General features: G+C 65.2%; 21 protein-coding genes. 7 read left to right on the top strand and 14 right to left on the bottom strand.

Annotation, left to right across the window (positions count from 1 at the left end; genetic code table 11):
* Positions 1-31 precede the first annotated feature (31 nt).
* The 12 genes from IG178_RS16730 to IG178_RS16675 form a co-directional block, all read right to left on the bottom strand.
* Positions 32-736, bottom strand: a complete 705-nt coding sequence (locus tag IG178_RS16730; RefSeq protein WP_193213719.1) for a redoxin domain-containing protein — start codon at positions 734-736, stop codon at positions 32-34.
* A gap of 65 nt (positions 737-801) precedes the next feature.
* The gene (locus IG178_RS16725; RefSeq protein WP_193213718.1) at positions 802-2,247 is read right to left on the bottom strand and encodes a phospholipase D-like domain-containing protein; all 1,446 of its coding nucleotides are present in this window, start codon (positions 2,245-2,247) and stop codon (positions 802-804) included.
* 43 nt (positions 2,248-2,290) lie between these two features.
* Positions 2,291-3,025 (bottom strand): hypothetical protein, encoded by a 735-nt coding sequence (locus IG178_RS16720; RefSeq protein ID WP_193213717.1) that lies wholly within the window; start codon positions 3,023-3,025, stop codon positions 2,291-2,293.
* A gap of 155 nt (positions 3,026-3,180) precedes the next feature.
* On the bottom strand, positions 3,181-3,615 hold the full coding sequence (locus tag IG178_RS16715; RefSeq protein ID WP_193213716.1) for a T6SS immunity protein Tdi1 domain-containing protein: 435 nt from the start codon (positions 3,613-3,615) through the stop codon (positions 3,181-3,183).
* Positions 3,616-3,866: 251 nt separating this feature from the next.
* Positions 3,867-4,391, bottom strand: coding sequence for a hypothetical protein (locus IG178_RS16710; RefSeq protein ID WP_226895516.1), 525 nt, complete (start codon positions 4,389-4,391; stop codon positions 3,867-3,869).
* A 58-nt stretch (positions 4,392-4,449) separates the two neighbouring features.
* Positions 4,450-4,800, bottom strand: a complete 351-nt coding sequence (locus tag IG178_RS16705) for a hypothetical protein (RefSeq protein ID WP_193213714.1) — start codon at positions 4,798-4,800, stop codon at positions 4,450-4,452.
* A 257-nt stretch (positions 4,801-5,057) separates the two neighbouring features.
* Complete coding sequence (locus IG178_RS16700; RefSeq protein WP_226895515.1) at positions 5,058-5,552, bottom strand: hypothetical protein; 495 nt, start codon at positions 5,550-5,552, stop codon at positions 5,058-5,060.
* Positions 5,553-5,696: 144 nt separating this feature from the next.
* The gene (locus IG178_RS16695; RefSeq protein WP_193213712.1) at positions 5,697-6,134 is read right to left on the bottom strand and encodes a hypothetical protein; all 438 of its coding nucleotides are present in this window, start codon (positions 6,132-6,134) and stop codon (positions 5,697-5,699) included.
* Positions 6,135-6,419: 285 nt separating this feature from the next.
* The gene (locus IG178_RS16690; protein WP_193213711.1) at positions 6,420-6,992 is read right to left on the bottom strand and encodes a hypothetical protein; all 573 of its coding nucleotides are present in this window, start codon (positions 6,990-6,992) and stop codon (positions 6,420-6,422) included.
* A 131-nt stretch (positions 6,993-7,123) separates the two neighbouring features.
* On the bottom strand, positions 7,124-7,705 hold the full coding sequence (locus IG178_RS16685) for a hypothetical protein (RefSeq protein WP_193213710.1): 582 nt from the start codon (positions 7,703-7,705) through the stop codon (positions 7,124-7,126).
* Between the two features lie 379 nt (positions 7,706-8,084).
* Positions 8,085-9,761 (bottom strand): DEAD/DEAH box helicase, encoded by a 1,677-nt coding sequence (locus IG178_RS16680; RefSeq protein WP_193213709.1) that lies wholly within the window; start codon positions 9,759-9,761, stop codon positions 8,085-8,087.
* 609 nt (positions 9,762-10,370) lie between these two features.
* Positions 10,371-11,663, bottom strand: coding sequence for an NAD-dependent succinate-semialdehyde dehydrogenase (locus IG178_RS16675; protein WP_193213708.1), 1,293 nt, complete (start codon positions 11,661-11,663; stop codon positions 10,371-10,373).
* A 200-nt stretch (positions 11,664-11,863) separates the two neighbouring features.
* On the opposite strand from IG178_RS16675, the gene IG178_RS16670 reads away from it, so the two are divergent.
* Complete coding sequence (locus IG178_RS16670; RefSeq protein ID WP_193213707.1) at positions 11,864-12,370, top strand: Dps family protein; 507 nt, start codon at positions 11,864-11,866, stop codon at positions 12,368-12,370.
* Positions 12,371-12,436: 66 nt separating this feature from the next.
* Here IG178_RS16670 and IG178_RS16665 read toward each other — a convergent pair whose 3' ends face one another.
* Entirely contained in the window at positions 12,437-12,631 is a 195-nt protein-coding gene (locus IG178_RS16665) for an entericidin (RefSeq protein WP_193213728.1), read from the bottom strand.
* Positions 12,632-12,887: 256 nt separating this feature from the next.
* Here IG178_RS16665 and IG178_RS16660 point away from each other — a divergent pair, with 256 nt between their 5' ends.
* From IG178_RS16660 to IG178_RS16640, 5 genes are all read left to right on the top strand, one after another.
* Positions 12,888-13,820 (top strand): diacylglycerol/lipid kinase family protein, encoded by a 933-nt coding sequence (locus IG178_RS16660; protein ID WP_193213706.1) that lies wholly within the window; start codon positions 12,888-12,890, stop codon positions 13,818-13,820.
* The gene (locus IG178_RS16655) at positions 13,817-14,656 is read left to right on the top strand and encodes a metallophosphoesterase family protein (RefSeq protein ID WP_193213705.1); all 840 of its coding nucleotides are present in this window, start codon (positions 13,817-13,819) and stop codon (positions 14,654-14,656) included. Before IG178_RS16660 ends, IG178_RS16655 begins: the two co-directional genes overlap by 4 nt.
* 152 nt (positions 14,657-14,808) lie before the next feature.
* Positions 14,809-15,285, top strand: coding sequence for a DUF2383 domain-containing protein (locus tag IG178_RS16650; RefSeq protein ID WP_193213704.1), 477 nt, complete (start codon positions 14,809-14,811; stop codon positions 15,283-15,285).
* Positions 15,286-15,349: 64 nt separating this feature from the next.
* Positions 15,350-16,309, top strand: a complete 960-nt coding sequence (locus tag IG178_RS16645) for a family 43 glycosylhydrolase (protein WP_193213703.1) — start codon at positions 15,350-15,352, stop codon at positions 16,307-16,309.
* Between the two features lie 134 nt (positions 16,310-16,443).
* Positions 16,444-18,582 carry a GH92 family glycosyl hydrolase gene (locus IG178_RS16640; protein ID WP_193213702.1) on the top strand — a complete coding sequence of 713 codons (2,139 nt, stop codon included), beginning with the start codon at positions 16,444-16,446 and terminating at the stop codon, positions 18,580-18,582.
* Positions 18,583-18,600: 18 nt separating this feature from the next.
* Here IG178_RS16640 and IG178_RS16635 read toward each other — a convergent pair whose 3' ends face one another.
* Positions 18,601-19,548 carry a beta-propeller domain-containing protein gene (locus IG178_RS16635; protein ID WP_193213701.1) on the bottom strand — a complete coding sequence of 316 codons (948 nt, stop codon included), beginning with the start codon at positions 19,546-19,548 and terminating at the stop codon, positions 18,601-18,603.
* 204 nt (positions 19,549-19,752) lie between these two features.
* Between IG178_RS16635 and IG178_RS16630 the strand changes: the two genes are divergently transcribed.
* Positions 19,753-22,751: glycoside hydrolase family 38 N-terminal domain-containing protein (locus tag IG178_RS16630; protein WP_193213700.1), on the top strand; the 2,999-nt coding region annotated here is incomplete at its 3' end.

Genomic DNA, 22,751 nt, shown 5'->3' with positions numbered 1-22,751 from the left:
GCGGGTGCCCGCACGGGGTGCCCGGAGCCGGTTACTCCGCGTCGGCGGCCTCCAGGGCCTCGGCGATCGCCTTCTGCGATTCCTCGGACAACTTCGCGAGCGGGTAGTCGACGCTTTTTCCGTTCGCCATCAGGAAGGTCACCGTCTTGCTGTCGGCCTTGGTCACCGCCGCCTCGATGCGGCCGCCACTGGCATTGGTCCAGTCGCGTTGCTCGATCAGGTTGGCGGCCACTTCCGGTTCCGCCTCGCTGGCGCTGGAGCCGAGCGCATTCGTCACCGCTTCCTCGAATTCCGGGCCGGAGGGCCTGCCGTCGAAGACCAGCATCCCGTCGGTGCCGAACACGAAAACCCGGGGGATCGCGGTGACCTCGATCGGCCCCTCGGCGCCTTCCACGATCGTGTAATCCACCTTCGCCTTCTCAAGCAGCGGCTTCATCTGGTCCTTGGTGCTCATCTGGCACTCGGCACCGATGATGACCAGGCCGTCGTCGCGGTGCTCGCGGTCCATCTCGGCGAGATGCGGCAGGGAGGCGATGCAGGGCGGGCAATTCACGCCCCAGTATTCGAGGACCACGACTTTTCCCTTGGTATCCTTGCGGCCGAGCTTCTCGCCGAAGGCGACCTTGCCGAGATCCCAGTCGGTGAATTTGGCCTTCTTCTCCGCGGCGGTGAGCGACGGAACGAGCATCGCCACGGCGGCGAACAGGGGGAGGACGAGACGAGTTTGATGTTTCACAGCGCGGCCGATAGCAGAACGCCGGATCTCCTGCAAAACATATGTACCGTCCGCCTCGCTTCAGCTCAGAGCTGGTCCGCGATCGATTCGGCGAGCGGCGCCACCGGCGACGAAGTTTCCTCGAGGGCGATGCGCTGCGAGACCCGGAAGTCGGGCTGGAACACCCGGCGCTCCAGCTGGCCGACGGCTGCGGGATCGGAGAACGCGATGTTCAACTCGCGGTTGATCCGCATGCTCAGGACGTCGAGGTTCGCCGAGCCGATCTGCGCCCAGCCGTCGCAAATCATCGCCTTCATGTGGGTCATCTTCGGATAGCGGTAGATCTTGGCCCCGGCCTCGATCAGCCCCCGGGCGGTGCCGAGGTTGCCGGCATCCATGATCGTCGAGTCGCCGCGCGCCGGCAGGATCACCCGCACGTCGACCCCGCGCCGGGCGGCCGCGGCGAGCTCGATCGCGGTTTCGTCGTGGGCGAAGTACGGGTTCTGGATCCAGACCCGCTTGCGCGCCGCACGGATGGCGAGCAGGGTCGCGTCCATCACCTCGGTCTTGCCCCGGGCCGCATCGGTGCAGAGGACCCGCAGCGGGATGCCGCCCGCCACCGGGTCGGGGCTGTGGATGTTTCCCGGCGGCGTCAGGAAGGAAAAGTCGCCCCACGGACCCGCCTTGCGCCAGGCATTGTTGAATTCCCGGGCCAGCGTCCCGACCACCGGCCCCTCGACCTTCACCATCAGGTCGTGCCACTCGGAATAGTACTCGCGGCCCATGTTCATGCCCCCGAGGATCGCGGTGCGGCGGTCGAAAACGAGCAGCTTGGTGTGATCGCACACCAGCCAGGGGTTGAGCGAACGCCGGACGCGGACCCGGGAGCCGTCGCGGAGATACCGCCGGATGTCCCCCGGCGGCTCGAACCCGGGAGGGCCGAGCGTTTCAGGGGCCGCGGTGTGGGCGAAGGCACTACCAAGGTCGTCGTACAAGACCTTGACCGAGACCTCCGCGGAACGCCGCTTCAGCTCGTCCGAATAGCGCACCGCGACGTCGTCGTTGTCGTAGATGAAAAACTGCATCTCCACCGAGCTCCGCGCGGCCGCCAGCTGGCGGTCGAGCTCGCCGAAGAACTCCCGCCCGTCGACCAGCAGCGAGATCCGTCCCGACTCGCGGCGGCGCAATCCCTCGCCGTCGAGCAGGACCTCGAACGCCTCGGTCCCCGGCACTTCCTCCGGGCGGTCGCCGAACTCGAAGCTCACCGGGAGATTGCCACTGACCACCTCCCGCGGCCGGTGCCACATCACCGCGAGCCCGCTGCGCAGGGTCGTCACCGGCTGGCGGACCGCCGCCACCGCCGTCGCCCGGAAGCCGCTGGCCGCCAGCTGGCCGTTGCCGGTCACCGGATCGCTGGCCTGCGGCCGCCGCTCCATCGAACGGCCGGCGTTCGACTGCAGCGACCCGCAGGACGCGGCCAGCAACAACAACGGCAACGCGGCCAGCCGGGAAATCTTCGGTCTTTCGGGCATGAGGACATTCATGCGCGATGCCGCGGGGCATGCAAGCGGATGCTCAATCAATCCCCATGTCCTTCCGCATCGCCGCCACCATCAGGACGTGGCGGACATCGTTCTCCTTGCTCGACTCGTTGTCGAAATTCAGCCCGTAGGGCCAGAAGTGCATGCGGTCGCAGTGCAGCACCGCGTCCTTGCCGTCGAACTCGCGCAGCTGTTCGAGCGCGTGCTTGCCGGTCCACAGCCCGTCCTTGATGTTCGCCTGCCAGTTGCCGTGGGTGCCGATCCCCAGGGTGTGGCTGATCTCGTGCAGCGCCGTGCGTCGGTTGATGCTGCCGCCGAAGTTGATCCAGCCGTCATAGTTGGCGTCGGCCGTCGGCGTGCCGGGGCTGTTGTTGGCCGTGACCGACTTCTTGAAGACGCCGTGCTGGTTGTAGAACGCCACCGCGGCGTCCATCGCTTCGACGATCCGCTTCCGGCGATCCTCCGGCCAATTCTCCGAGCCGCCGGAGAGCTGGTACTTCAGGTATTGCCTCGCTTCCGGTTCTTCCGCTGCCGGGGAAGCGGCCGCGACCTTGGCAGCCACGAAGTCCCGGTCGGCAGCGCTCAGGAACTTCAGCGGGATCGACAGCTCCTTGCCGCCCTTGCGCCGGATCACCACGCCCTCGGAATTCGCCCGCAGGTAGCTCCCCTCGATCGGCCGGCCGTCGTTCGACACCCAGGTGCGCAGGTCGTCGGCGGACACCGGCAGCACCAGGCCGGCCACGAGCAGGAGGAAGGGAAACATCTTCATCGGCGGAGCAGAACTTTTCCCCGGAACCCCCTCTCCGTCGCTAGGTTTCGCTGCATCCGCCGCGCTTGCCGAATCGGTACGGATCACTGGCGAATCCGTCAAAGGAACCCATCGCGACGTTCCCCGGGGAAAAGTCGCCAGGGTCCGACGAAAGCTCACCCTCCGGCGACATTTCTCCCTTCGCGAATGGATCGGCGCAGTTCACCGCAAAGGTGCCAGTACACTTCCATGTCGGACATCTCGAGATTCCCGATGACATCTTCCCCGCCGAGGAACAACGGAACCTTGTAGGCGACGCACTCGAGTCTCCGGGGCGCGGCACCTCCGGACGCCACCCACTCCTCGAAAAACGGCTCCGCCAGCGCGTCGGCGGCATACTCGACGAGTTCAACGTTGTGAAACTCGGCAAAGGAAGCGGGAATCTTCATCGCTTCCCCGGCCCCGGGCTCGATCATGAGGATCTGCCATTGCTCCTCGTCGTTCCGTTGGTCCAGCGCGAACACGCGGCCCAGCCAATCATAGCCGAAGCAGGCGATGCTCCCCCGATATTCGGGAAAGGTCGCGACCACATGGTTCGTCCACGTCTCCATCTCCCCCGGAGCGAACAAGCGGTAAAGTCCGCTTCTGAAAGTTGCCCCGCCAGCGGACCCGAGCAATCCGGCAATGCCCTTCGCCCGATCTTCGAGCGACTGGACGAAAGTGAGATCGGAATCCCCGGCGGCTCCAATGCCTTCACCAAACTCTTCGCGAAATGCCCCGAACATATTTCCTGGACCTAGCAGCTTATCCACGGGCCACCAAGGCTGCGGTGAAAGATCCGGAGCAACCACGGCATCGGGCGCTATCTTGCCTTCTCCTGTTTTTCGGGTGCAGTTGGCTTACCCTGACCCTCGAGGAGAGCCTTCAATATCGGATCGCTTTTCGCGACATGCTCTGCCGCCTTCTTGAAAGAGACCGCCGAAGGATCCGGATCATCGGGCTGAAGCTCGTAACGGGTTGCCACCTCGCCCCGAAGGAAGTCTTTCAGCTCTTCATCCCTCCCGCTGTTGAGCAGGCCGAGCGCCATGACTCCCAATGCAGCCCTTCCGTCGAAATCCCGGCTGATCTGTTCGAACCGCCTCGAGATGCTCTTCCTTGCATCCGGGATTTCTTTCCCGCTCAACGTGCCGTCCTCAGTTTTCGAACCAAGCGATTGGACCAGTCGCGAGCAGAGCGTGATCGCCGGCAACAATTCGTCCGCGCCCAAACCCGTCTCCGTTTCCAATGCTCTCAGCGCTTCGACAGCCTTTGCGCGCCCCGGGGTCTCAGGTTGCTCCGCAAGCGACGGCGACGACAGGAGAACTACCAAGGACAGGGCCAGAGCCATGGGGAGATTGCATTTCATCTTCATGTCCGTTGATCGAGCCCGTTGTTGGAAGCCGCGGTCACTGGTTGACCCCCAGCTGCGCTTGCATTGCAGGAGGCAGCTCGAACCGTACGGGCTGGGTAATCTGCTCGACCACCTGAGTTCCATTGCGATCGGAACAAAGCTGGATCACAACCGGGTAGGCATCCAGATACTTCAACTTCGACATCGGACTTGAAGAGGCCTTGTACTCCTTTGGCCCGTCCAACTTCAGGGTTCTTGTGTCCCTCGGTTCCTTGGTCGCCGGGTCGGGGAACTGCACCCGGAGGAAATTGGCACCGGCAGGGACCGACGACACCTTCACGCTCACGAAAAGCTCCATCGATTTCTGCCCCGTTGCCATCGTGAATCCACCTCCTTCGACTGACATCGACCGGCTCGTCTGTGGCCTCGGCGTCACCCACCCTCCGCGTTCAAGGGAGGCGGTGGAGCACCCGACGATCAGGAGGCAAAGAATCGCTGCGATTGGTTTCATGATTTCAAGCTGATCCGGGAGCCTATCCGGTGCTTCACCGGCGGCGCCAGCATCAATCACAGTCAAAGTTAGATTATCTTCACCACCGGGCACGCTGGCCGCTGAATGAGTCGGCTTCGCCCCCCTTGATTCCGGTCTTGGAACTCCCGTCCCTAACGATGGATTCTGACCGGGGAATTCCACTGCCTCCGGAACGGCCACAAGATGCCGATGGTCAGAATCGCCACGGAGATGACAAGGAGAGCCACCCACCCCCAACCGTCCTTGCACATGCGCACCAGCCAGCCTGAAATCGAAATCGGGTAGGCGAGCAGATGGGCCGCGATCACCCTGAGCCCGATTCTTGCGGGCGTCTGGAAAACAAGAGGAAACACCAAGGCATACCAGGCCAACATTGCCGGCACAATGAGGAGTGGATGAGCCATCAAGACCCATCGCGCGATTGGATTGGCTTCGACCAAGGCAGCCCGGTCGCCGTCCCAATATTCCGGAGGCTGGAAGGACAAGGTCACCGAGAAATCGATGACGCTTAACATGACCGGGAGAACCAGGAGGCGGATGGCCAGCGCGGGAGAAACTCCGGTGTACCAGTCCCGGACACGATTCATCCGGACCTTCAAAGCCGCCTGGGAAACCTCATGCTTCATTTCATCGAAGGAAACAGGTGGGAGTCCGGGTGTGTCCGGAACTCCTTCCGGATGCGGAAGCCGTAGCACCCGGGGTGTCGAGACCTCTTGAACGTGGCAATCACTGCTTTGTTTCGCATTCGCCATCAAAGACCTGACGGGCTGCTAGAATCGGATTTCACGGAACCACACCCGATCACGACCTGGTGCCACGAATAAAGCGGTCTCCGTCATCCTTCCTTCGTTCACGCGGACATACCGTACTACGTCTTCCGGACCCGGATCGGGCACAAACTCCTTGATCCACCGGGGAGCGTGCTCATCGGCCTTCTCAAACCGACCTTGTTCAAGGAGCTTGTCGACGTCCCGGGGGTCGATCCGAAATTCTATGAGGGCGTTCCCACCGGCAAAGGCAATCACTCCACGTGCGTCGATGTCCGAAATCGACCCCATCGGAGGATCGACCACGAACATCCGCAGCATCTTCTCCGGGTCCTTGTCTGCCAGACTCCATGGTGTGAGCGCCCTTTTGATGGCAACCGCGAGCACCACGCCAATCCCGAGGAGCGCGATGGAGGCGATCAGGCAACCCTTGTTCTTCATTTTCTCCCAAACATCAAAGCACACCCACCGCCTGACGGCAGCCTCGCATTCTCCGGAGGTTGAGGAGTCTGGTCACGGGAAAGATCCGGGCGGACCAATCGCGCGAATGCCTCGACCTGCATGGCCTATCGTTCTCGTACACTCTCTTGGTTGTAGTAGGCGAGGAACTTGATGCAAATGTCGGGATCAACTGCGTACTCCACCAGATCGTTGATGTTGATTCCCTTGTCGTACAGAGCTTCGACTTGCGCCCTGCGGGTCCGGCAGCGCCATGGGAGCCCGGATTCAAATTGACGGCTTGTCGCCGTCGGATGGCGCGGCTTGGGGTTCGCCGTTGGATTTCGTGTCGAAGCCGTAGTCCTGAAGAATCTTTGTGCCCTCCTTATGCCGGTCACCTTCGCCGGCGTATCCAATCACCCTGCCATCGGGAACTACCGATACGTAGGCAGGGTGGGAATCCAGGTTGATGGCAAAAGCTCCCTTCAGCTCCTGCTGTGCCGCAATCAGAGCGTCGATTACCCGGGGGGAATGAAGGTCGGCCACGACGTTGATAGCGGCCCGAGGGTCGAAATACCGATTCAATGTGAAATCGGCACCTTCGTATTCTTTCGAATTCTCGGTAGCCTTACCCACGTGATTCAAGTGCCGGACGATCACTTCGTGCGCCGCGTGAAACTCTTCCTCTGTCGGACGACGTTCCGCAGATGGCGGCAAGTAGTCACCGTCCAAATAGAGTGTGATCCCGGCGTACTCCCTCACGACTTCCAGCCGATACCCGTTGGACTCGATCTTCATTTGTCGTTCCTTCTGACAGCCGGTTAGCGCGGCCATCAATCCTGCGAATGCGAACCACTTCATTTTTGGGCGAACTTCAAAGGTGAGACGCGCCAGCTGCACTACGCGCCAACCACGGATACCCCGAACCCGGCGGGAGGGAAACAAGCGAAACTGTCAGCCGCAGCACGTCGATCCCCACCGAGTTGCTAGATCTAGTTGTTTGCTCGCTTTAACTCGAGGTCCTTCTCGTCCCATCCCTTGAATTTGAATGTTCTCAAATACATTACATCCGGAGATCCCCCATCGAACATCAACGCAGCTGGTGTTTGGATACAGATCTCACCGAGTTCGGTCAGGAAGCATAGCACGCCCTCTCCCTCGTGGTTCTGAAGCGCGAAGGTGTGTCCGCTCAGTTCAGGCCAGTGTGCCGCTTGATCGAAAACGACATTACCTCCTTCAATTCTGAACTTCAGCTGGAAACGTCCTCCGTCCACGGGCACCGATGCTTCCCAATTCCCCTCGCAACTTTCCCATGAAGCCGCCTGAATGTCGCGCCGTTCGATCGAACACTTACGCTGACGCAGCGGGGTGAAAAGGAAATAGCTGAAACGGTCAACATTCTGACGTAATTCTGACTTTTGAACCCCCGAAGAAAAGGGCGTAGCACTTGGATAGTACGGACTCGGCGGGGGCTGATCGTGGTAGAACCAGTTCCATGCTCCAATATACAGCGCAAACGGCAGCCCAAAAAGAGCCACGGTAGCGATCACTGATTTTGGCCGATTCGTTTTCAAGCTAACAGAATTAGTTTACCCCCATCGCAACCCCGGAGCGAGTTTGCGATGGGTCCTTCGATCGTCCGAAGCAAGGCTTGGAGATCCTTAGGATCAATCCTTTTCAGGCAGGATCCTTGGCCACGGAACCCGTGGCGTTCTGATCCGCTCCCCCTGATCTCTCGGATCTTCGAAGCGCCGGGTTCTGTGGACCCAATTCCGATGTACACGGAGCGCAACCATCCCGTGGCCTGAAATCACCTCGTCCTTGGAAGACGCCGCTTCACCGGCCAGCTTCATCGCCAAGGCCAGAGCCTCCGCATCATCGCAGGCATCCTCGATGTTTCGTCCTTTGCGATGAGTCGCGAGATCCGCCGATGCGACCCCGCTGCCTCCTATCTCAGTGACGGGGGCCGCGGTCGTAATCGAGGATGAAGTTCTTGCCGCGCAGGTTGGCGCCTTTCGACACCTGGATCAGGCGCTCGGCGCAGTCGGCACGGACGTCGATGCGGCTGTGCTTGGCGAAGAGCTTGACGTGGCCGACGGCGCCGTCCGGCAGGCCGGCCTCGCCGTAGAGCATGCCGATGATCTCGCCGACCTTCACGCCGTGGAATTTCCCCAGCGAGAAGAACAGCGGGACCATGTCGGCGTTGTCGTGCGGACCGTCGCGGCGCTCGCGCGGGGCACGCGGTTCACGCTCGCGGAATTCCCGCGGCTCGCGGCGGTCGCGGCGACCCCGCTGGCCGGGAATCTCGCGGTCCTCGGCGATCTCGCCGAATTCGCGGCCCGATGATTCCTTGAGCATGGTGATCAGCACCCCGGCAATGTCGGTCGGCGTGAAGCCCTGCTCCAACAGGCGGTCCATCTGGCTCTCGTGCGACTCGAACTCGCCCTTCTCGAGGCGATCCTTGATCTGGTCGAAGAACAGGTCGGCGATGCGGCCCTCGACCATCTCCTGGGTCGGCACGCGCTCGCGGCGGATCGGCTGCCGGGTGTAGCGCTCGATCATCTCCAGCCGGTGGATCTCGCGGCCGAAGACGAAGCTCACCGCGCGGCCGCTGCGACCGGCGCGGCCGGTGCGGCCGATGCGGTGGACGTAGTCTTCCGGGTCCTGGGGCAGGTCGTAGTTGAAGACGACGTCGATGTTCTCCACGTCCAGGCCGCGGGCGGCGACATCGGTGGCGACAAGCAGCTCGATGCTGCCGTCGCGGAAGCGGTTCAGCACCCGCTCGCGCATCTGCTGGGTGATGTCGCCGTGCAGCCGGTCGGCGGTGTAGCCGCGGGCGAGCAGCGCCTCGGTGCACTCGTCGACGGCGCGCTTGGTGTTGCAGAAGACGATGGCCAGGCGGGACTGCTCCATGTCGAGCAGGCGCGACAGCACCTCGACTTTCGAGCGTTGCCGTACTTCGTAGCAGCACTGGTCGATGGTCGAGACCGTCTTGGCCTTCTGCTCGATCTGGACCGTCTCCGGATCCTGGCCGAACTTGCCGATCAGGTGGGTGACGCCGCGGCTCATGGTCGCGGAAAAGAACATCGTCTGGCGCTCGGCGGGCATCGCGGCGAGCAGCTCCTCCATTTCCTCGCGGAAGCCGAGGTCGAGCATGCGGTCGGCCTCGTCGAGCACCACCGTCTTGATCCCACTGACATCGAAGGAGCCGCGACGCAGGTGGTCCATGACCCGGCCGGGCGTGCCAACCACGACGTGGACGCCGTCGCGCAGCGCGCGCAGCTGGCGGTCCATCGGCGCGCCACCGTAGACCGGGATGGCGCGGAGCTGGCCGAGCTTGGAACCGAGGCGGTGGACTTCCTCGCAGACCTGCACCGCGAGTTCGCGGGTCGGGCAGAGGATCAGCGCCTGCGGGTAGCGCTTGGCGAAATCGAGATTGGCGAGCAGCGGCAGCGTGAACGCGGCGGTCTTGCCGGAGCCGGTGTGGGACAGGCCGAGGATGTCGCGGCCGCTGAGCGCGACCGGGATCGCCTTCGCCTGGATCGGCGAGGGGCGTTCGAAGCCGAGGGCTTCAACGGCGGCGAGGAGTTCGGCGGGCAGGCCGAGTTCGGAGAATGGAGGTGTTTCCATGTTCGTGGTCAGGTGGTTTCAAGGACGGATGATCCTGGAAACCACAACCAACAGGCCTCCTGGATCGCACTACCCGCAACGGCGGGGGCGCGGAGACTGGCGGCTTTTCGCGGGCTGGCAAGGATCAAATCGCGGCGGGATCGGGACGATTTCCTTCCGGTCTTCCCGGCCCGGCTGGCGCTGCCAGTCCTTGGAGTGCGCCGGCAGAGTCCGCTCGCGGCCGGCGACGGAGCATTGGGACGGGTGGCTTCGGCCTTTCGTGGAGGCGGATCCTGAACGACATTGCTGCGGACCCTCGTGGCGATCCGGCCGCTTCTGATCCGATGGCGCGCATCGGTGCTTCGAAAGCGGTGTCGGCGCTGCGCTCTGCCTCCGCACTCCAAGGTACTTTGGAGTGCGCCGGCAGAGGCCGCTTGCGAACGGCGACGGCGCTTTGGGGCGGGTGGCTTCAGCTTTTCGTGGAGGCGGATCCTGAACGTCATTGCTGCGGAACCTCGTGACAATTCAGTATCCAGTGATGCGGGAGGCACGCGGCGGTGACTCGAAAGCGGTGTCGGCGCTGCGCTCTGCCACCGCACTCCAAGGTCACGGTGCGCGACCTCGCCACCGTCACAGCCGGATCGTCTTCACGTTCACGAACTCGAGGATCCCGTGGCGGCCGAGCTCGCGGCCCCAGCCGCTGTCCTTGATCCCGCCGAACGGGAAGCGCGCGTCGGAGGCCAGCTGCGCGTTGATGGCGACCGCACCGCTATCGATGGCTTCGGCCACGCGGCGGGCCCGCCGGGGATCGGCGCTGAAGACCGCGCCGCCGAGCCCGAAGGGCGTGCGGTTGGCGAGCTCTATTGCTTCCGCGTCGTCCTTCACCCGCACAACCGCGGCGACCGGCCCGAAGGTTTCCTCGTCGAACACCGGCATGCCCGGGGCGACTTCCGACAGCACGGTCGCGGGGTAATACGGCTTCTCCCGTAGTTCCGGATCCGAGGGGATGAAGCCGCCGAGCAGGGGCTTCGCGCCCGCCGCCACGCTGGCCGCGACCTGGGCATGGAGCTCGTCGCGCAGGTCAGCGCGGGCCAGAGGCCCGAGCTTCGTCGCCGGATCCAGCGGGTCGCCCGGCACCCAGGCCGCCATCTCATCCATCAGGCGGGCGGTGAATGCATCGTGGACCGCGGCGGCGACCAGAAAGCGTTTGCCCGCGATGCAGCTCTGGCCAGCGTTCACCATCCTCGCGGCGGCGCAGGCCTTGGCCGCCTTCGCCACATCGGCATCGTCGAGGACCAGGTAGGGGTCGCTGCCGCCGAGCTCCAGGACGGACTTCTTCAGGTGCCGGCCCGCCACCGCGGCGACCTCGCGCCCGGCCCCGGTGCTGCCGGTGAAGGTCACGGCCCGGATCCGCGGGTCGGCGATCAGGGGCTCGACCTCCTTGCCGGAGACGAAAACCGCCTGCAACAGGTCGTCGCGCCCGAAGGCCCCGGCCACCAGTCCGGCGATCGCCCGGGCGCAGCGCGGGACATTCGACGCGTGCTTGAGCAGGACGGTGTTGCCGGCCATGAGCGCCGGCGCGGCGAATCGGAACACCTGCCAGAAAGGGAAATTCCACGGCATGATCGCCAGCACCGGCCCGAGCGGCTGGTGGAGGAGGGTCGCCTCGCCCTGGGCAACCGGGGCCAGCATCTCCTCGCCGTGCTTCGCATAGTGACGGCAAGCAGTCGCGCACTTCGCGGCTTCCGAGCGGCCCTCGGCCACCGGCTTGCCCATCTCCGCCGCCATGATCCGGGCGAATTCGTCCCGGCCGTTCTCTAACAATTCCGCCGCCCGCAGTAGCCCGTCGGCGCGGTCGGCAAAGGGAACGTGACGCCAGGAACGGAAGCCGGCGGTGATGCTTGCGAGGGGGTCGACTGCCATCCGGATAGAGTGGACGCATCGCCGCCGCGAGGCAAGTGGCCGCGGTTTCCTCCCTTGGCGCGATCGTGCAAAACGCCTATATTGGCCGGTTGCCCCGCGGCCTCCCCGGATGCCGAAATCAAATCCATTCCACTGACGATCAGACACTTGCCTCGCCGACCGGCAACACCGGCGCAGGCATTGCTAGAAGGAACGCAGCTATGAACAAACAAGCCACACGCAAGTCTTCCGCTCCCGAATCGGTCCACATCGGCCTCGAACCCGAAGTCCGCGGCCAGTCGGTCCGCCTGCTGTCGTGCATCCTCGCCGACCAGCATGTGCTGTATTTGAAGACGCGGAACTATCACTGGAATCTCACCGGCCACCGCTTCCACACCCTCCATGCCTTCTTCGAGGAGCAGTACGACGCGCTGGCGCTGGCGATCGACAAGACGGCCGAGCGCATCCGCATGCTCGGTGCAGCCAGCCCCGGATCGATGAAGGAGCAACTGGCGCTCGCCACCTTGGAAGAAGCTCCCGGCGAACTGATCGACGGAGAACGGGCGATCACGGGCTTGCTCGACGATCACGAGGCTGCGGCGCGCGAGGTCCGCAAGGCCGTCGACGCGCTTGAGGAAGCCGGCGACGCGGGCACGGCCGACTTCCTCACCGGCCTGCTGCAGGATCACGAGGCCGCGGCGTGGATGCTGCGCAGCTTCCTCGACTGATCCCCGCGACATGAAAAAAGCCCGCCCAACCGGAGAGATTGAGGCGGGCTTTTTCGTGCGCTGGCTTCAGTTCGGCACGTGCTCCTGGATTTCCTCGCCGGCGCGCTCGATGTCGCTCCCGAGGCCGCGGGCGGTGCCGCAGGAACTGAGACCGAGGGCACCGAAGCCGAAGATCAGACAGCCCGCGACCATGGGCCAAGGAGCCCGGCGGCGGTGCTTGGAAAGGCGGAGGCAAAAGCGGAAGTTCAATGGATTGTTCATCGCCACCCTCTTCGCAGTCGCCGAACCAACCCGCAGCCGGGGAAGGCAAGCTTCTCACTTTCAAGCACTCTTTCCCCACGGGAACGGCGAACGGCGCTTCCACCGGGAGCTTCAGCTTGTGCATCGTGCACGATCCGGCCGTGACAACGGGTAATTCGCACGGTGCCAATTCAACCGCAGATCCGCCGGTCCTTGGGAATGCGCCGCTTGCAGCCATTCCGGGAGAAGGCACGACGACTGTTAGGAGAAGGGACCCATGGCACGCTTCCTTCTCCTGCTCAACCGCCGGTCCGGCGGCAATGACCGGGGCACCGACCCCCGCAACCTCTGCCGCAAGGTGGAGGAGATCTTCCAAGCCGAAGGACACGAGATCGAGTCCCGCCTGATCGAACCTCGCTTCCTCGAGCCTGCCATCCGGCAGGCACTGGCCGACCGGCCCGACGCGGTGATCGCCGCCGGGGGGGACGGCACGGTGTCGGCCGCCGCCCGCCAGCTCGGGGGATCCGACATCGCGCTCGGGATCCTGCCCCTCGGCACTTTCAACCTAGCGGCCCGCGATCTCGGCGTGCCCCTCGACCTCGAGGACGCCGCGCGTTTCCTGGCCAAGGCCGAAGCCCACCGCATCGATGTCCTCGACGTCAACGGGCACAGCTGCCTGTGCACCACCATCATCGGCTTCTACCCGGAGTTCGCCCGGGCCTTCGAGAAGCGCGACCACGGCGGCTACTGGTGGCGCAAGGCCCTCAAGCTGGTCACGCGGCTGCCCGCAACCTTCGCCCGCTCGCGGGCGATCGACCTCAGCTGGCAAGGCGACGACGCATCGGGCTCCACTCGCACCAAATTCTCCGCTTTTGTTCCCGGCCGCTACGCCGCGACAACCGGGATCGTCCCGGCGCGCACCGGCTTCCGGTCCGGCCAGCTGACCGCCTACATCGGCCGGCAAAAAAGCGCCGCCACCGCCGTCCGCGCCATGCTCGACTACATCTTCGGCCGCCAGGAGGAGAACCCCGAGCTGACCTTGGTCGAGTCGCCGCGGCTGGAGCTCCGCGGCGGCCGCCGCAAGCAGTGCCCGGTGATGATCGACGGCGAGATCACCCGGCTGCCCTTCCCGCTCCAACTTGAGATCCGGCCCGGCCACTTGAAAGTCCTCACCACCGCCGAAACCCTCGCCGGAGCCGACCCCTCATGATCCGCCTCCTCCATCTCTCCGATCCCCATTTCGGTGCGGCGGATCCGCTTGTGGCGGATCGCTTCATCGAGACCGCGCGCTCGCTTGCACCGGATTTCACCTTCGTCAGCGGCGATCTCACGATGCGGGCCCGGCGGGCCGAACTGCGCGCCGCCCGGGCCTTCGTCGGCAAGCTCCCGCAGCCGCAGCTGGTGATCCCCGGAAACCACGACATCCCTGCCTTGAACCAGCCCTTCGACCGCTTCTTCCGGCCCTTCCACCGCTACCGCGGCAGCTTCGGTCACGAGCTCGAGCCGGAACTGCGGGCGCGGGGAATCCACGCCGTGGGCATGAACAGCAACCAGGCCTTCGGGTTCCATGCCAACTGGTCGGAGGGCCGGCTCAGCCGGGAAACGCTGGCCCGCGCCGAAGAACGCCTCGCGGCGCAGGAGACCGGCCTTCGCGTCCTGATGCTCCACCATCCTCTGCTCGGGCCACCTGAGCATGATCGGGAAGTCGTGAAGCCGCTGCCCGAGCTGCTCTCTTTGATCGCCCGGCAGCAAGTGGACCTGGTGCTGTGCGGTCATTTCCACCGTTCCCACCTGGCGGCCCTTCCCGCCGGTGCCGGCTGGCACACCGTGGTCTCCCAAGCCGCGACCGTTTGTTCGACCCGCTTGCAAGGCGAGCCGCAGGGATTCCATGTGATCGAGTGGTCCGGCGACCGGCTCGACATCACCCGCCACCGCTTCGCCGCCACGCGCTTCGCGGAAGACGCGCACTTCACCTTCCGGCGGGACGCCGGCACCTGGCAGGCGGCCGACCGGCCGACCCGCGACGAGTCCGCACGCAACCCGTGATCCGCGGCGGCCGGATTGCAATGCGCCAAGGCCTGCGGTGCAGATTGCCGCAAGCGCTTCGGCCCGTTTGCCGCGTTGCTGCGGCAAATCCCTGACAATCCGCGACTTTCCCTGGAAACCCGCGGTGGCATGGCGCTTGCGAAAGTGGCGGCATGATCGAACTCCGCCTGCCGACCCCGGCTTCGACCGCCACCCTCCAGCTCGCCCTGACCCGCGCCCTCGAGTCGGCCAACTCCTACCGCCACGCCACCGGCATCGCCCGCAGCGCGAGGTTGAAAGAACTCTGCCTGGCACTCACCGAAGAACGCGAGTCGCAGGCAAACCGGATCGCCCGCCTGATCGAAAACGAAGGCGGCACGCCGGACCTGCGGCTGACCTGGGAAGCCGGTTTCCAGCAACTGTGGATGACCCTGGTCGACCGCCGCGCCCCGGACTCGGAAGAAACCCTGCCGCGCGAGTGCGAACGCGGCGACCGCCGGCTCGAACGCGTCCTCATGCGCCTCTGGCACGACCCCGCCACCGGGGCCAGCCGCCGCCGCCACCTCGGCGTGCTGTTGCGCGAGGTGCGGGGTGGATTCCAGCGCCTGCCGCAGTTCGACGACGCCCGGCACTCGCTGACCGCGGGCTGAGACGCTGCGTCAACCGCGGCCGATTTCGCAAGACCTCGCCCCCTTGCCGCCGTAGGGGTGGCACATGTCCGGCCGCTTGCTGATCGCACTCCTTGTTTCCCCCCTGCCCCTCGCCGCCAACCCGGTGGCCGAAGGCGCGGACCCGCATGCGATCGTCATCGGCCGCGACTACTGGATGTATCCGACCGAGGCCCGCAGCCGCCGGCCGGTCTTCGCCGCCTACCGCTCGACCGACCTGCGCAGCTGGCGGCGCGAGGGCACCATCCTGGAACTCGACAAGATCCCGTGGATCAAGGACGACGGCGCACCGCGCCACGCGGCGTGGGCCCCGGCCCTGGCGGTCAAGAACCGCAAGGCTTACTTCTACTACTCCGTCGGCCCGCAGAACCCGACGCCGAGCCGCATCGGCGTGGCCGTGGGCAATTCGCCGGCCGGCCCCTTCAAGGATTCCGGCAAGCCGCTGCTCACCGGGGGCGACGGCTTCGAGGCGATCGACCCGATGGTTTTCGTCGACCCCTCTGACGGCAAGGCCTGGTTCTACGCCGGCGGCAGTGCCGGCGCCACGCTCCGCGTCTTTGAAATGGCGGACGACATGATCTCCTTCAAGCGCGAGGTCGCGATCGAGCAACCGCCCAAGTTCACCGAAGGCGCCTTCATGCACCGCCGCGGGAAGACCTGTTACCTTTCCTACAGCCACGGCAAGTGGAACGACTCCTCGTACAGCGTCCACTACTGCACCGCGCCGTCGCCAACCGGCCCCTGGACCTACCGTGGCGCGATCCTCGAAAGCGATGACACCCACCAGGGTCCCGGCCATCATTCCTTCGTCGAGAATCCGGTCACCAAGCAGTGGTTCATCGTCTATCACCGCTGGGAGACCTCCCGCAAGGAGCCGCCGATGCGCGGCGGCCGGAAGATTGCCGTCGAGAAAGTCGACTACGACAACGAGGGCCTGATCCGCCGGATCCGGATGACCGACGGCAAGTCCCCCGCTTCGCCGATCCCCGCCGCCGCGCGGGATTGACTGCGTCGCGCAAGAAGCGATTCCGGCTACCCGAAGTGGTAGAAACCGGGTTCGATCGGATAAACCCCGGAAGCCCCGGCCGTAGCGGGGGCGCTCCCGCCCGGCGGCACTCCCGGGCGCACTCCGACACGATCATGAAACGGCTTCTCCTCCTGCTCGCACTCGGCTCCCTGTCCACCGGCGCGGAAACGCGACTGGTCGACCGCGTCGACCCTTTCCTCGGAACCGCCCCCCTCACCAAGGTTGAGGACATCGGCTTCAAGCCGCCTTGGCGGGTGTGGGCCGGCCTCACCTTCCCGGGCGCGTCGATGCCGAACGGCATGGTCCAGCTCAGCCCGATCACCAAGTTCGGCAGTGGTGCCGGCTACGAGTACGAGGACGACACCATCCAAGCCTTCGCCCACACCAACAAGGGCCACTGGAACCTCTGCTACATCCCGATCATGCCGGTGGCCGGCGAGGTCGATCCGGACGACTTCAGTTCGACCTTCAGCCACGACCAGGAATCGGCATCACCCGGCTACTACCAGGTCCTGCTGAAGCGCCACGGCATCAACGCCGAGTTCACCACCACCCTGCGCGGCGGCATCCACCGCTACACCTTCCCGGAAAAAGCCGCCAAGAAGCTGGTCGTCGACCTCGCGGTGTCGAACGAGCGGGTCCGGGACTGGAAGATCGACCAGGACGGCGACCACGCCTTCAAGGGCTTCCAGAACGCCCACGAGAAGGTCTACTTCCACGCCGTCGCCAACCACAAGATCACCGCCATCCGCTCCCTCAACCCGAAGGGACGGCGCTCGATTTCGGTCGTCGATTTCGAGGACGCCGGCGAGCCGCTGGAAATCCGCATCGGGCTCTCCTTCGTCAGCACGGAAAACGCGAAGCTGAACCTGGAGAAGGAACTCGATGGCAAGGACTTCGCCGGCGTCCGCAAGGAAGCGTCCGACACCTGGGAGACCCTGCTGTCGAAGATTCGCGTCGAGGGCGGCACCGACAAGCAACAGGGGATGTTCTACTCCTGCCTCTACCGCTCCTTCCTGTGGCCGGTGCTGCGCAGCGACGTGAACGGCGAGTTCACCAACCAGAACCGCCAGGTCGTGCGCAAGGACTTCCGCTACTACACCACGCCATCGCTGTGGGACGATTACCGCAACAAGCTGGTGCTGTTAGGCACGCTCGAGCCGGAGGTGACCAACGACGTGATCCAGTCGATGATCGATGTCGGCCAGTGCAGCGGCTTCATGCCGACCTTCTTCCACGGTGACCACGCCGCGCCCTTCATTTCCGGATCCTACCTGCGCGGGCTCCGCGGCTACGACGTGAAGTCCGCCTATGAACTGCTGCTCAAGAACGCGACGGTCGAGTCGCGCCGGGCCCGCCCCCACCTCGACGAGTACATCGCCAAGGGCTACGTTTCGACGCCTCCGGTCGAGCACCCGCGGGTCGAAACCAAGGCCAAGGCCGGGGTGACCAAGACGCTCGAATACGCCTACGACGACTACGCGGTGGCGCTCATGGCCGGGGAGCTCGGCGACGAGGCGAACCGCGAGCTTTTCATGAAGCGCTCGCGGAACTTCCGCAATGTCTTCGACGCGGAGACCGGCCTGATGCGCGGCCGCCTGGAGGACGGCGGCTGGGTGACGCCCTTCGATCCGAAATTCCCCTACTACGAGTACATGTACCGCGAGGCCAACGCCTGGCAGTCGACCTTCTTCGCCCCACACGACACCGAAGGCTTGATCGCGCTCTACAAGGGCAAGGACGACTTCGAGGCGCAGCTCGACCGGCTGTTCACCCTGCCGTGGGAGCCGGACCACATCGCGATGAACATCAACAGCTTCATCGGCCAGTACTGCCACGGCAACCAGCCCGACCACAGCTTCCCGTGGCTCTATCACTTCATCGGCAAGCCGGAGAAATCGCAGGCGATCCTGGATGAAATCATGGAGCGGTTCTACGGCATGGACGGCGGCAAGACCCTGTGCGGCATGGACGACGCCGGCGAAATGTCGGCGTGGTACGTCTACGCCGCGATCGGGCTCTATCCCTACTCGCCGGCCGACGACGACTACATCGTCAGCGCCCCGCTGTTCGACCGGGTGCAGCTCCGGATGAACCCGGAATCGACCCTGACCATCCGCCGCGAAGGCAAAGGTCGGAAGCTCGGCGGGATCGACTACGACGGGGAAAAGATCGACGGCTATTTCGTCGACCACGCCGAGCTCGCCCGCGGCAAGGAGCTCGTCATCCGGACGGAAGCGGCTCCGGAATAACCTTGCCGCCGGAGCGCCTCAGCGGAACCCGCCGAAGTGGCGGGCCTCGGGCGCGTCCGGCTTGTCGAGAAGCTGGATGGTCGTCGAGGGACCGAGGTTCGCGGGCTCCTTCCAGGCATCCAGCTTCCACACCACCTTCTTGTCCGGGGTGATCTCGTAGGCCTGCTCGGGGACCTTGTCGGGATCGAGCGACTCGCTCCAGGAGTTCACCCAATTGTTGATCAGCGTGCTGCCGTTGGGCAGCCGGGTGGAAATCTGGAAGCTGCGGATGTCGAGCCCCGGAAGATCGGCGGGCGTGCATTCCCACACCGTCTTGCCGGCCGGGTCGACCTCGCGGATCAATTTGGTCGCGGTGATCAGCGTGTTGCCATCCGGCAGGCGCGACGCCGACCACGGGCCGGGGAACGCGACGCTCCACAGCTCCTTCCCGTGCTCGTCGTACTCGGCGACCTTGCCGTGGTCCATGTGGGCGACCAGCAAGGTCCCGGCGGTGGTAAGCTCGGCATGGCGGAACTGGCCGTGCACCCCTTGCGGATTGCCCACCTCCAGCGGGAACTCGCGCTCGGTCTTGCCGGTTTTCACGTTCACCACGACGCAGCGCGGCTTGCGGCCGTTCTCGAGGAAGACCACCCGCTCCGTGCCGATCGGCCGCGCGGTGTGGGTTTCACAACCCTCCGGGGTTTCGTAGCGCCACAGCACCTTCTTGCCGGCATCCATCAGGGTGATGCCGTACTGGTGGGCGTAGAGGACGTTGCCGTTCGACAACAGCACCGCGTCGCTGATCTCGCCGCGGCTCCCCGGGTTGTGGTGGGACCAGACGATCTCGCCCTTCCGCACGATGTAGAGATCCTGCGTTTTCGCCTCGCCGGCGTAGAAGAAGTCGTGGCCCGCCAGCTCCGGCAATGCCTCGGCGGAGAGGCGGGGAAGCGCAAACAAGCCGATCAGGATGGTGGAGAGAAGTTTCATGGGCTCTTCGACGCTGCGGGCAATCGACCCGTGCATCGACAGGAATCCACGGCAGCGCCCACGGTCTATCCATTCGGGGAGGCCGGATCCGGACAGCGGATGTCCTCGCCGCTTGTGCCGGTCCTGAATTGAACCGAGCTTTTTTCACAACCCGCGGGCACCGCGGTACGTACCCTACCCGTCATCGCCCCAACCAACGTATCCGTGGAAACGCAGCTCAAGATCGAAACCCGCATCCAACTCGCCGAGGACCGCTTCATCCTGCCCCTCCTCCACCCCGAGAAGCGGCCGCTCGGGATCACCTGCTGGGAGGCTCCCGGCGAACCGGTCGGCCACGACGAAGCGGCGGCGATGGAGTTTTCCCCGGTCGCGGAAGGCGCGGAATGGGGCAAGGAATGGGGCACGGCGTGGTTCCGCTTCCAAGGCACCGTCCCCGAGGCCTGGACCGGCAGGCAGGTGGTGGCGCTGGTCGACCTGAGCTTCGAGGACGAGGAGGGCTTCGGCCGCGAGGGCCAGGTCTGGATGGACGGCAAGCCGGTGATCGCCCTGAGCCGCCATCGCAAGGCGGTGCCGCTGCTCGGCGCCGCGAGGGGTAGTGAAACCGTCGACTTCCTGGTCGAGGCCTCGGCCAACCCGAAGTCGGAGTGGCACTGGGACGACGGCACCCGCTGCGATCCCGAAGCGCGCCTGTTCCGCGTCCGCGAGGCGCGGCTGGCGGTCCGCGACGAGGAGGTCTTCTCGCTGCTGATGGATTTCCGGGTCTGCCGCGAGGCGATGTTCGAGCTGCCGCAGGACGGCACACGGCGGGCGCGGCTGAGGCGGGCGCTCGACCAGGCCTGCCGGCTCATGGAACGCGGAAGCGCGGCCTGGGTTCCTGCTGCCCGTGCGGTCCTCGCCCCCGTCCTCGCCGCGAAGAACGGCGACACGGTGCACACCATCACCGCCACCGGCCACGCCCACATCGACACCGCGTGGTGCTGGCCGCTGCGCGAAACGATCCGCAAGTGCGCCCGCACCTTTTCCACCGCGCTGGCCTACATGAAGGATCACCCGGACTACCGCTTCAGCTGCTCCCAGCCGGTGCAGTACTTGTGGATGAGGGAGCATTACCCGACCATCTACGAAGGCATCCGCGAGGCGGTGAAGCGCGGCCAGTGGGAACCGATGGGCAGCATGTGGGTCGAACCCGACTGCAACGTCCCGTCCGGCGAGTCGCTGGTGAGGCAGCTCGTCCACGGCAAGCGCTTCTTCGAGGAGGAGTTCTGCGTGACCAACCGCGAGCTGTGGCTGCCGGACGTCTTCGGCTACTCCGCCGCCCTGCCGCAGATCCTGCGCAAGGCCGGGGTCGACCGCTTCCTCACCCAGAAGATCTCGTGGAACGACACCAACCGCTTTCCGCACCACACCTTCCACTGGGAAGGCATCGACGGCACCCGCGTGTTCAGCCACTTCCCGCCGGTCGACACCTACAACGCGAGGGTCCAGGCCGCCGAACTGGTGAAGGCGGAGCGCCAGTTCGCGCAGAAAGACCGGGCGTCGCGATCGCTGATGCCCTACGGTTACGGCGACGGCGGCGGCGGGCCGACGGTGGAGATGATCGAGCGGATCCGCCGTTGGAACAACTTCGAGGGCATGCCGCGGGTCGAGTTCGGCACCGTCGACGGGTTCTTCGACTCGGCGGAAGCGGACATCGACGACGCCCCGGTGTGGCGCGGCGAGCTTTACCTGGAACTCCACCGCGGCACCTACACCAGCCAGGCCCACAACAAGCTCATGAACCGCCGCTGCGAGCTGCTGCTGCGCGACGCCGAGTTCTTCGACGCCATCGCCGCGCTCGTCGCACCGGGCGAACTGCTGGCGAACGACCCCTGCCCCGAGCGAACGGTGTGGGATGTCCCCGGCCATTCCCCCGCCAAGGATTCATCGCCGACCGCGAAAGCCCTGGACCGGGCGTGGAAGCTTCTGCTCCTGAACCAATTCCACGACATCCTGCCGGGATCGTCGATCCACCGCGTCTATGAAGAAAGCCGCCGCGACTACGAGGTGATCGAGACCATCGCCCTGACGGTCCGCGAGGCCGGGATGAAGCGCCTGCTCGAGACGAACGCGAATCCCGGCCGCGTCACGGTCTTCAACACGCTGGCCCAGGCCCGTCGGGAGGTCACCGAATACCAAGGCAAGCCGGTCTGGACCGAGGCCCCGTCCTGCGGCTGCCGCGCGCTGGATCTGTTAGCAGAGCTGCCCGGCGACCTGGCGGGCGTGACGGTGGTCGAATCAAACGACGGCTGGCGGCTGGAAAACGGCTTGGTGGCGGTGGAGATCGGCGGCAACGGGGTGGTCACCTCGTGCCGCGAGCTCGCGCTCGACCGCGAGATGCTGGCCGGACCGGCCAACGAGTTCCACCTGCTCCGCGACTACCCGAACCGCTGGAGCGCCTGGGACATCGAGGCCTCGGCGATGGAAGACCAGGAGATCGTCGGGAGCACCGGCACCGGGACGCTGGAGGAAAGCGGGCCGCTGCGGGCGGTGCTCCGCTTCGAACGGAACTTCGGTCAATCCCGGATCACCCAGAAGGTCGTGCTCCGCGCCGGCAGCGCGCGCCTCGACTTCGACACCGAGATCGACTGGCAGGAGCGCGACCGGGTTCTCAAGGTCTCGTTCCCGCTGGCGGTGCAGACCGATCACTCGGTCTGCGAGATCCAGTCCGGCCATGTCCGGCGGCCGAATCACCGCAATACCAGCTGGGATGCCGCGCGCTTCGAGATCCCGGTCCAGCGATGGATTGACCTTTGTGAAGCGGATGCCGGGGTGGCGCTGCTGAACGACGGCATCTTCGGCTGCGACGTGCTGGAGAGCCGGGTCCGGCTAACCTTGCTGAAGTCGGCAAGCGCCCCCGATCCCACCGCCGACCGCGGCGTGCACCGGCGGACCTTCAGCCTGTTCCCGCATGCAGGGGCCACCCTCGCCGGCGGCGTGATTCAGGAAGCGCTCGCCCTCAACTTCCCGCTGCTGCTGAGACCCGGTAGTTCCGTAGCTGGGGCCACGACCTCGTGGCTGTCCGCCGACCGGCCCGCCGTGACGCTGGAGTGCCTGAAGAAATCCGAGGACGGCAAGGGGCTGGTCATGCGCTGGTTGGAAGCCGGTGGCCGGTCGACGCGGGCAAAGCTCGAGACCGGTTTCGGCCCGCTGGAGTTCGTGGAGAC

This window comes from Neoluteolibacter marinus, assembly GCF_014904755.1.
GTDB lineage: Bacteria > Verrucomicrobiota > Verrucomicrobiia > Verrucomicrobiales > Akkermansiaceae > Haloferula > Haloferula marina.
This window is presented reverse-complemented; position numbering and strand designations above follow the sequence as displayed.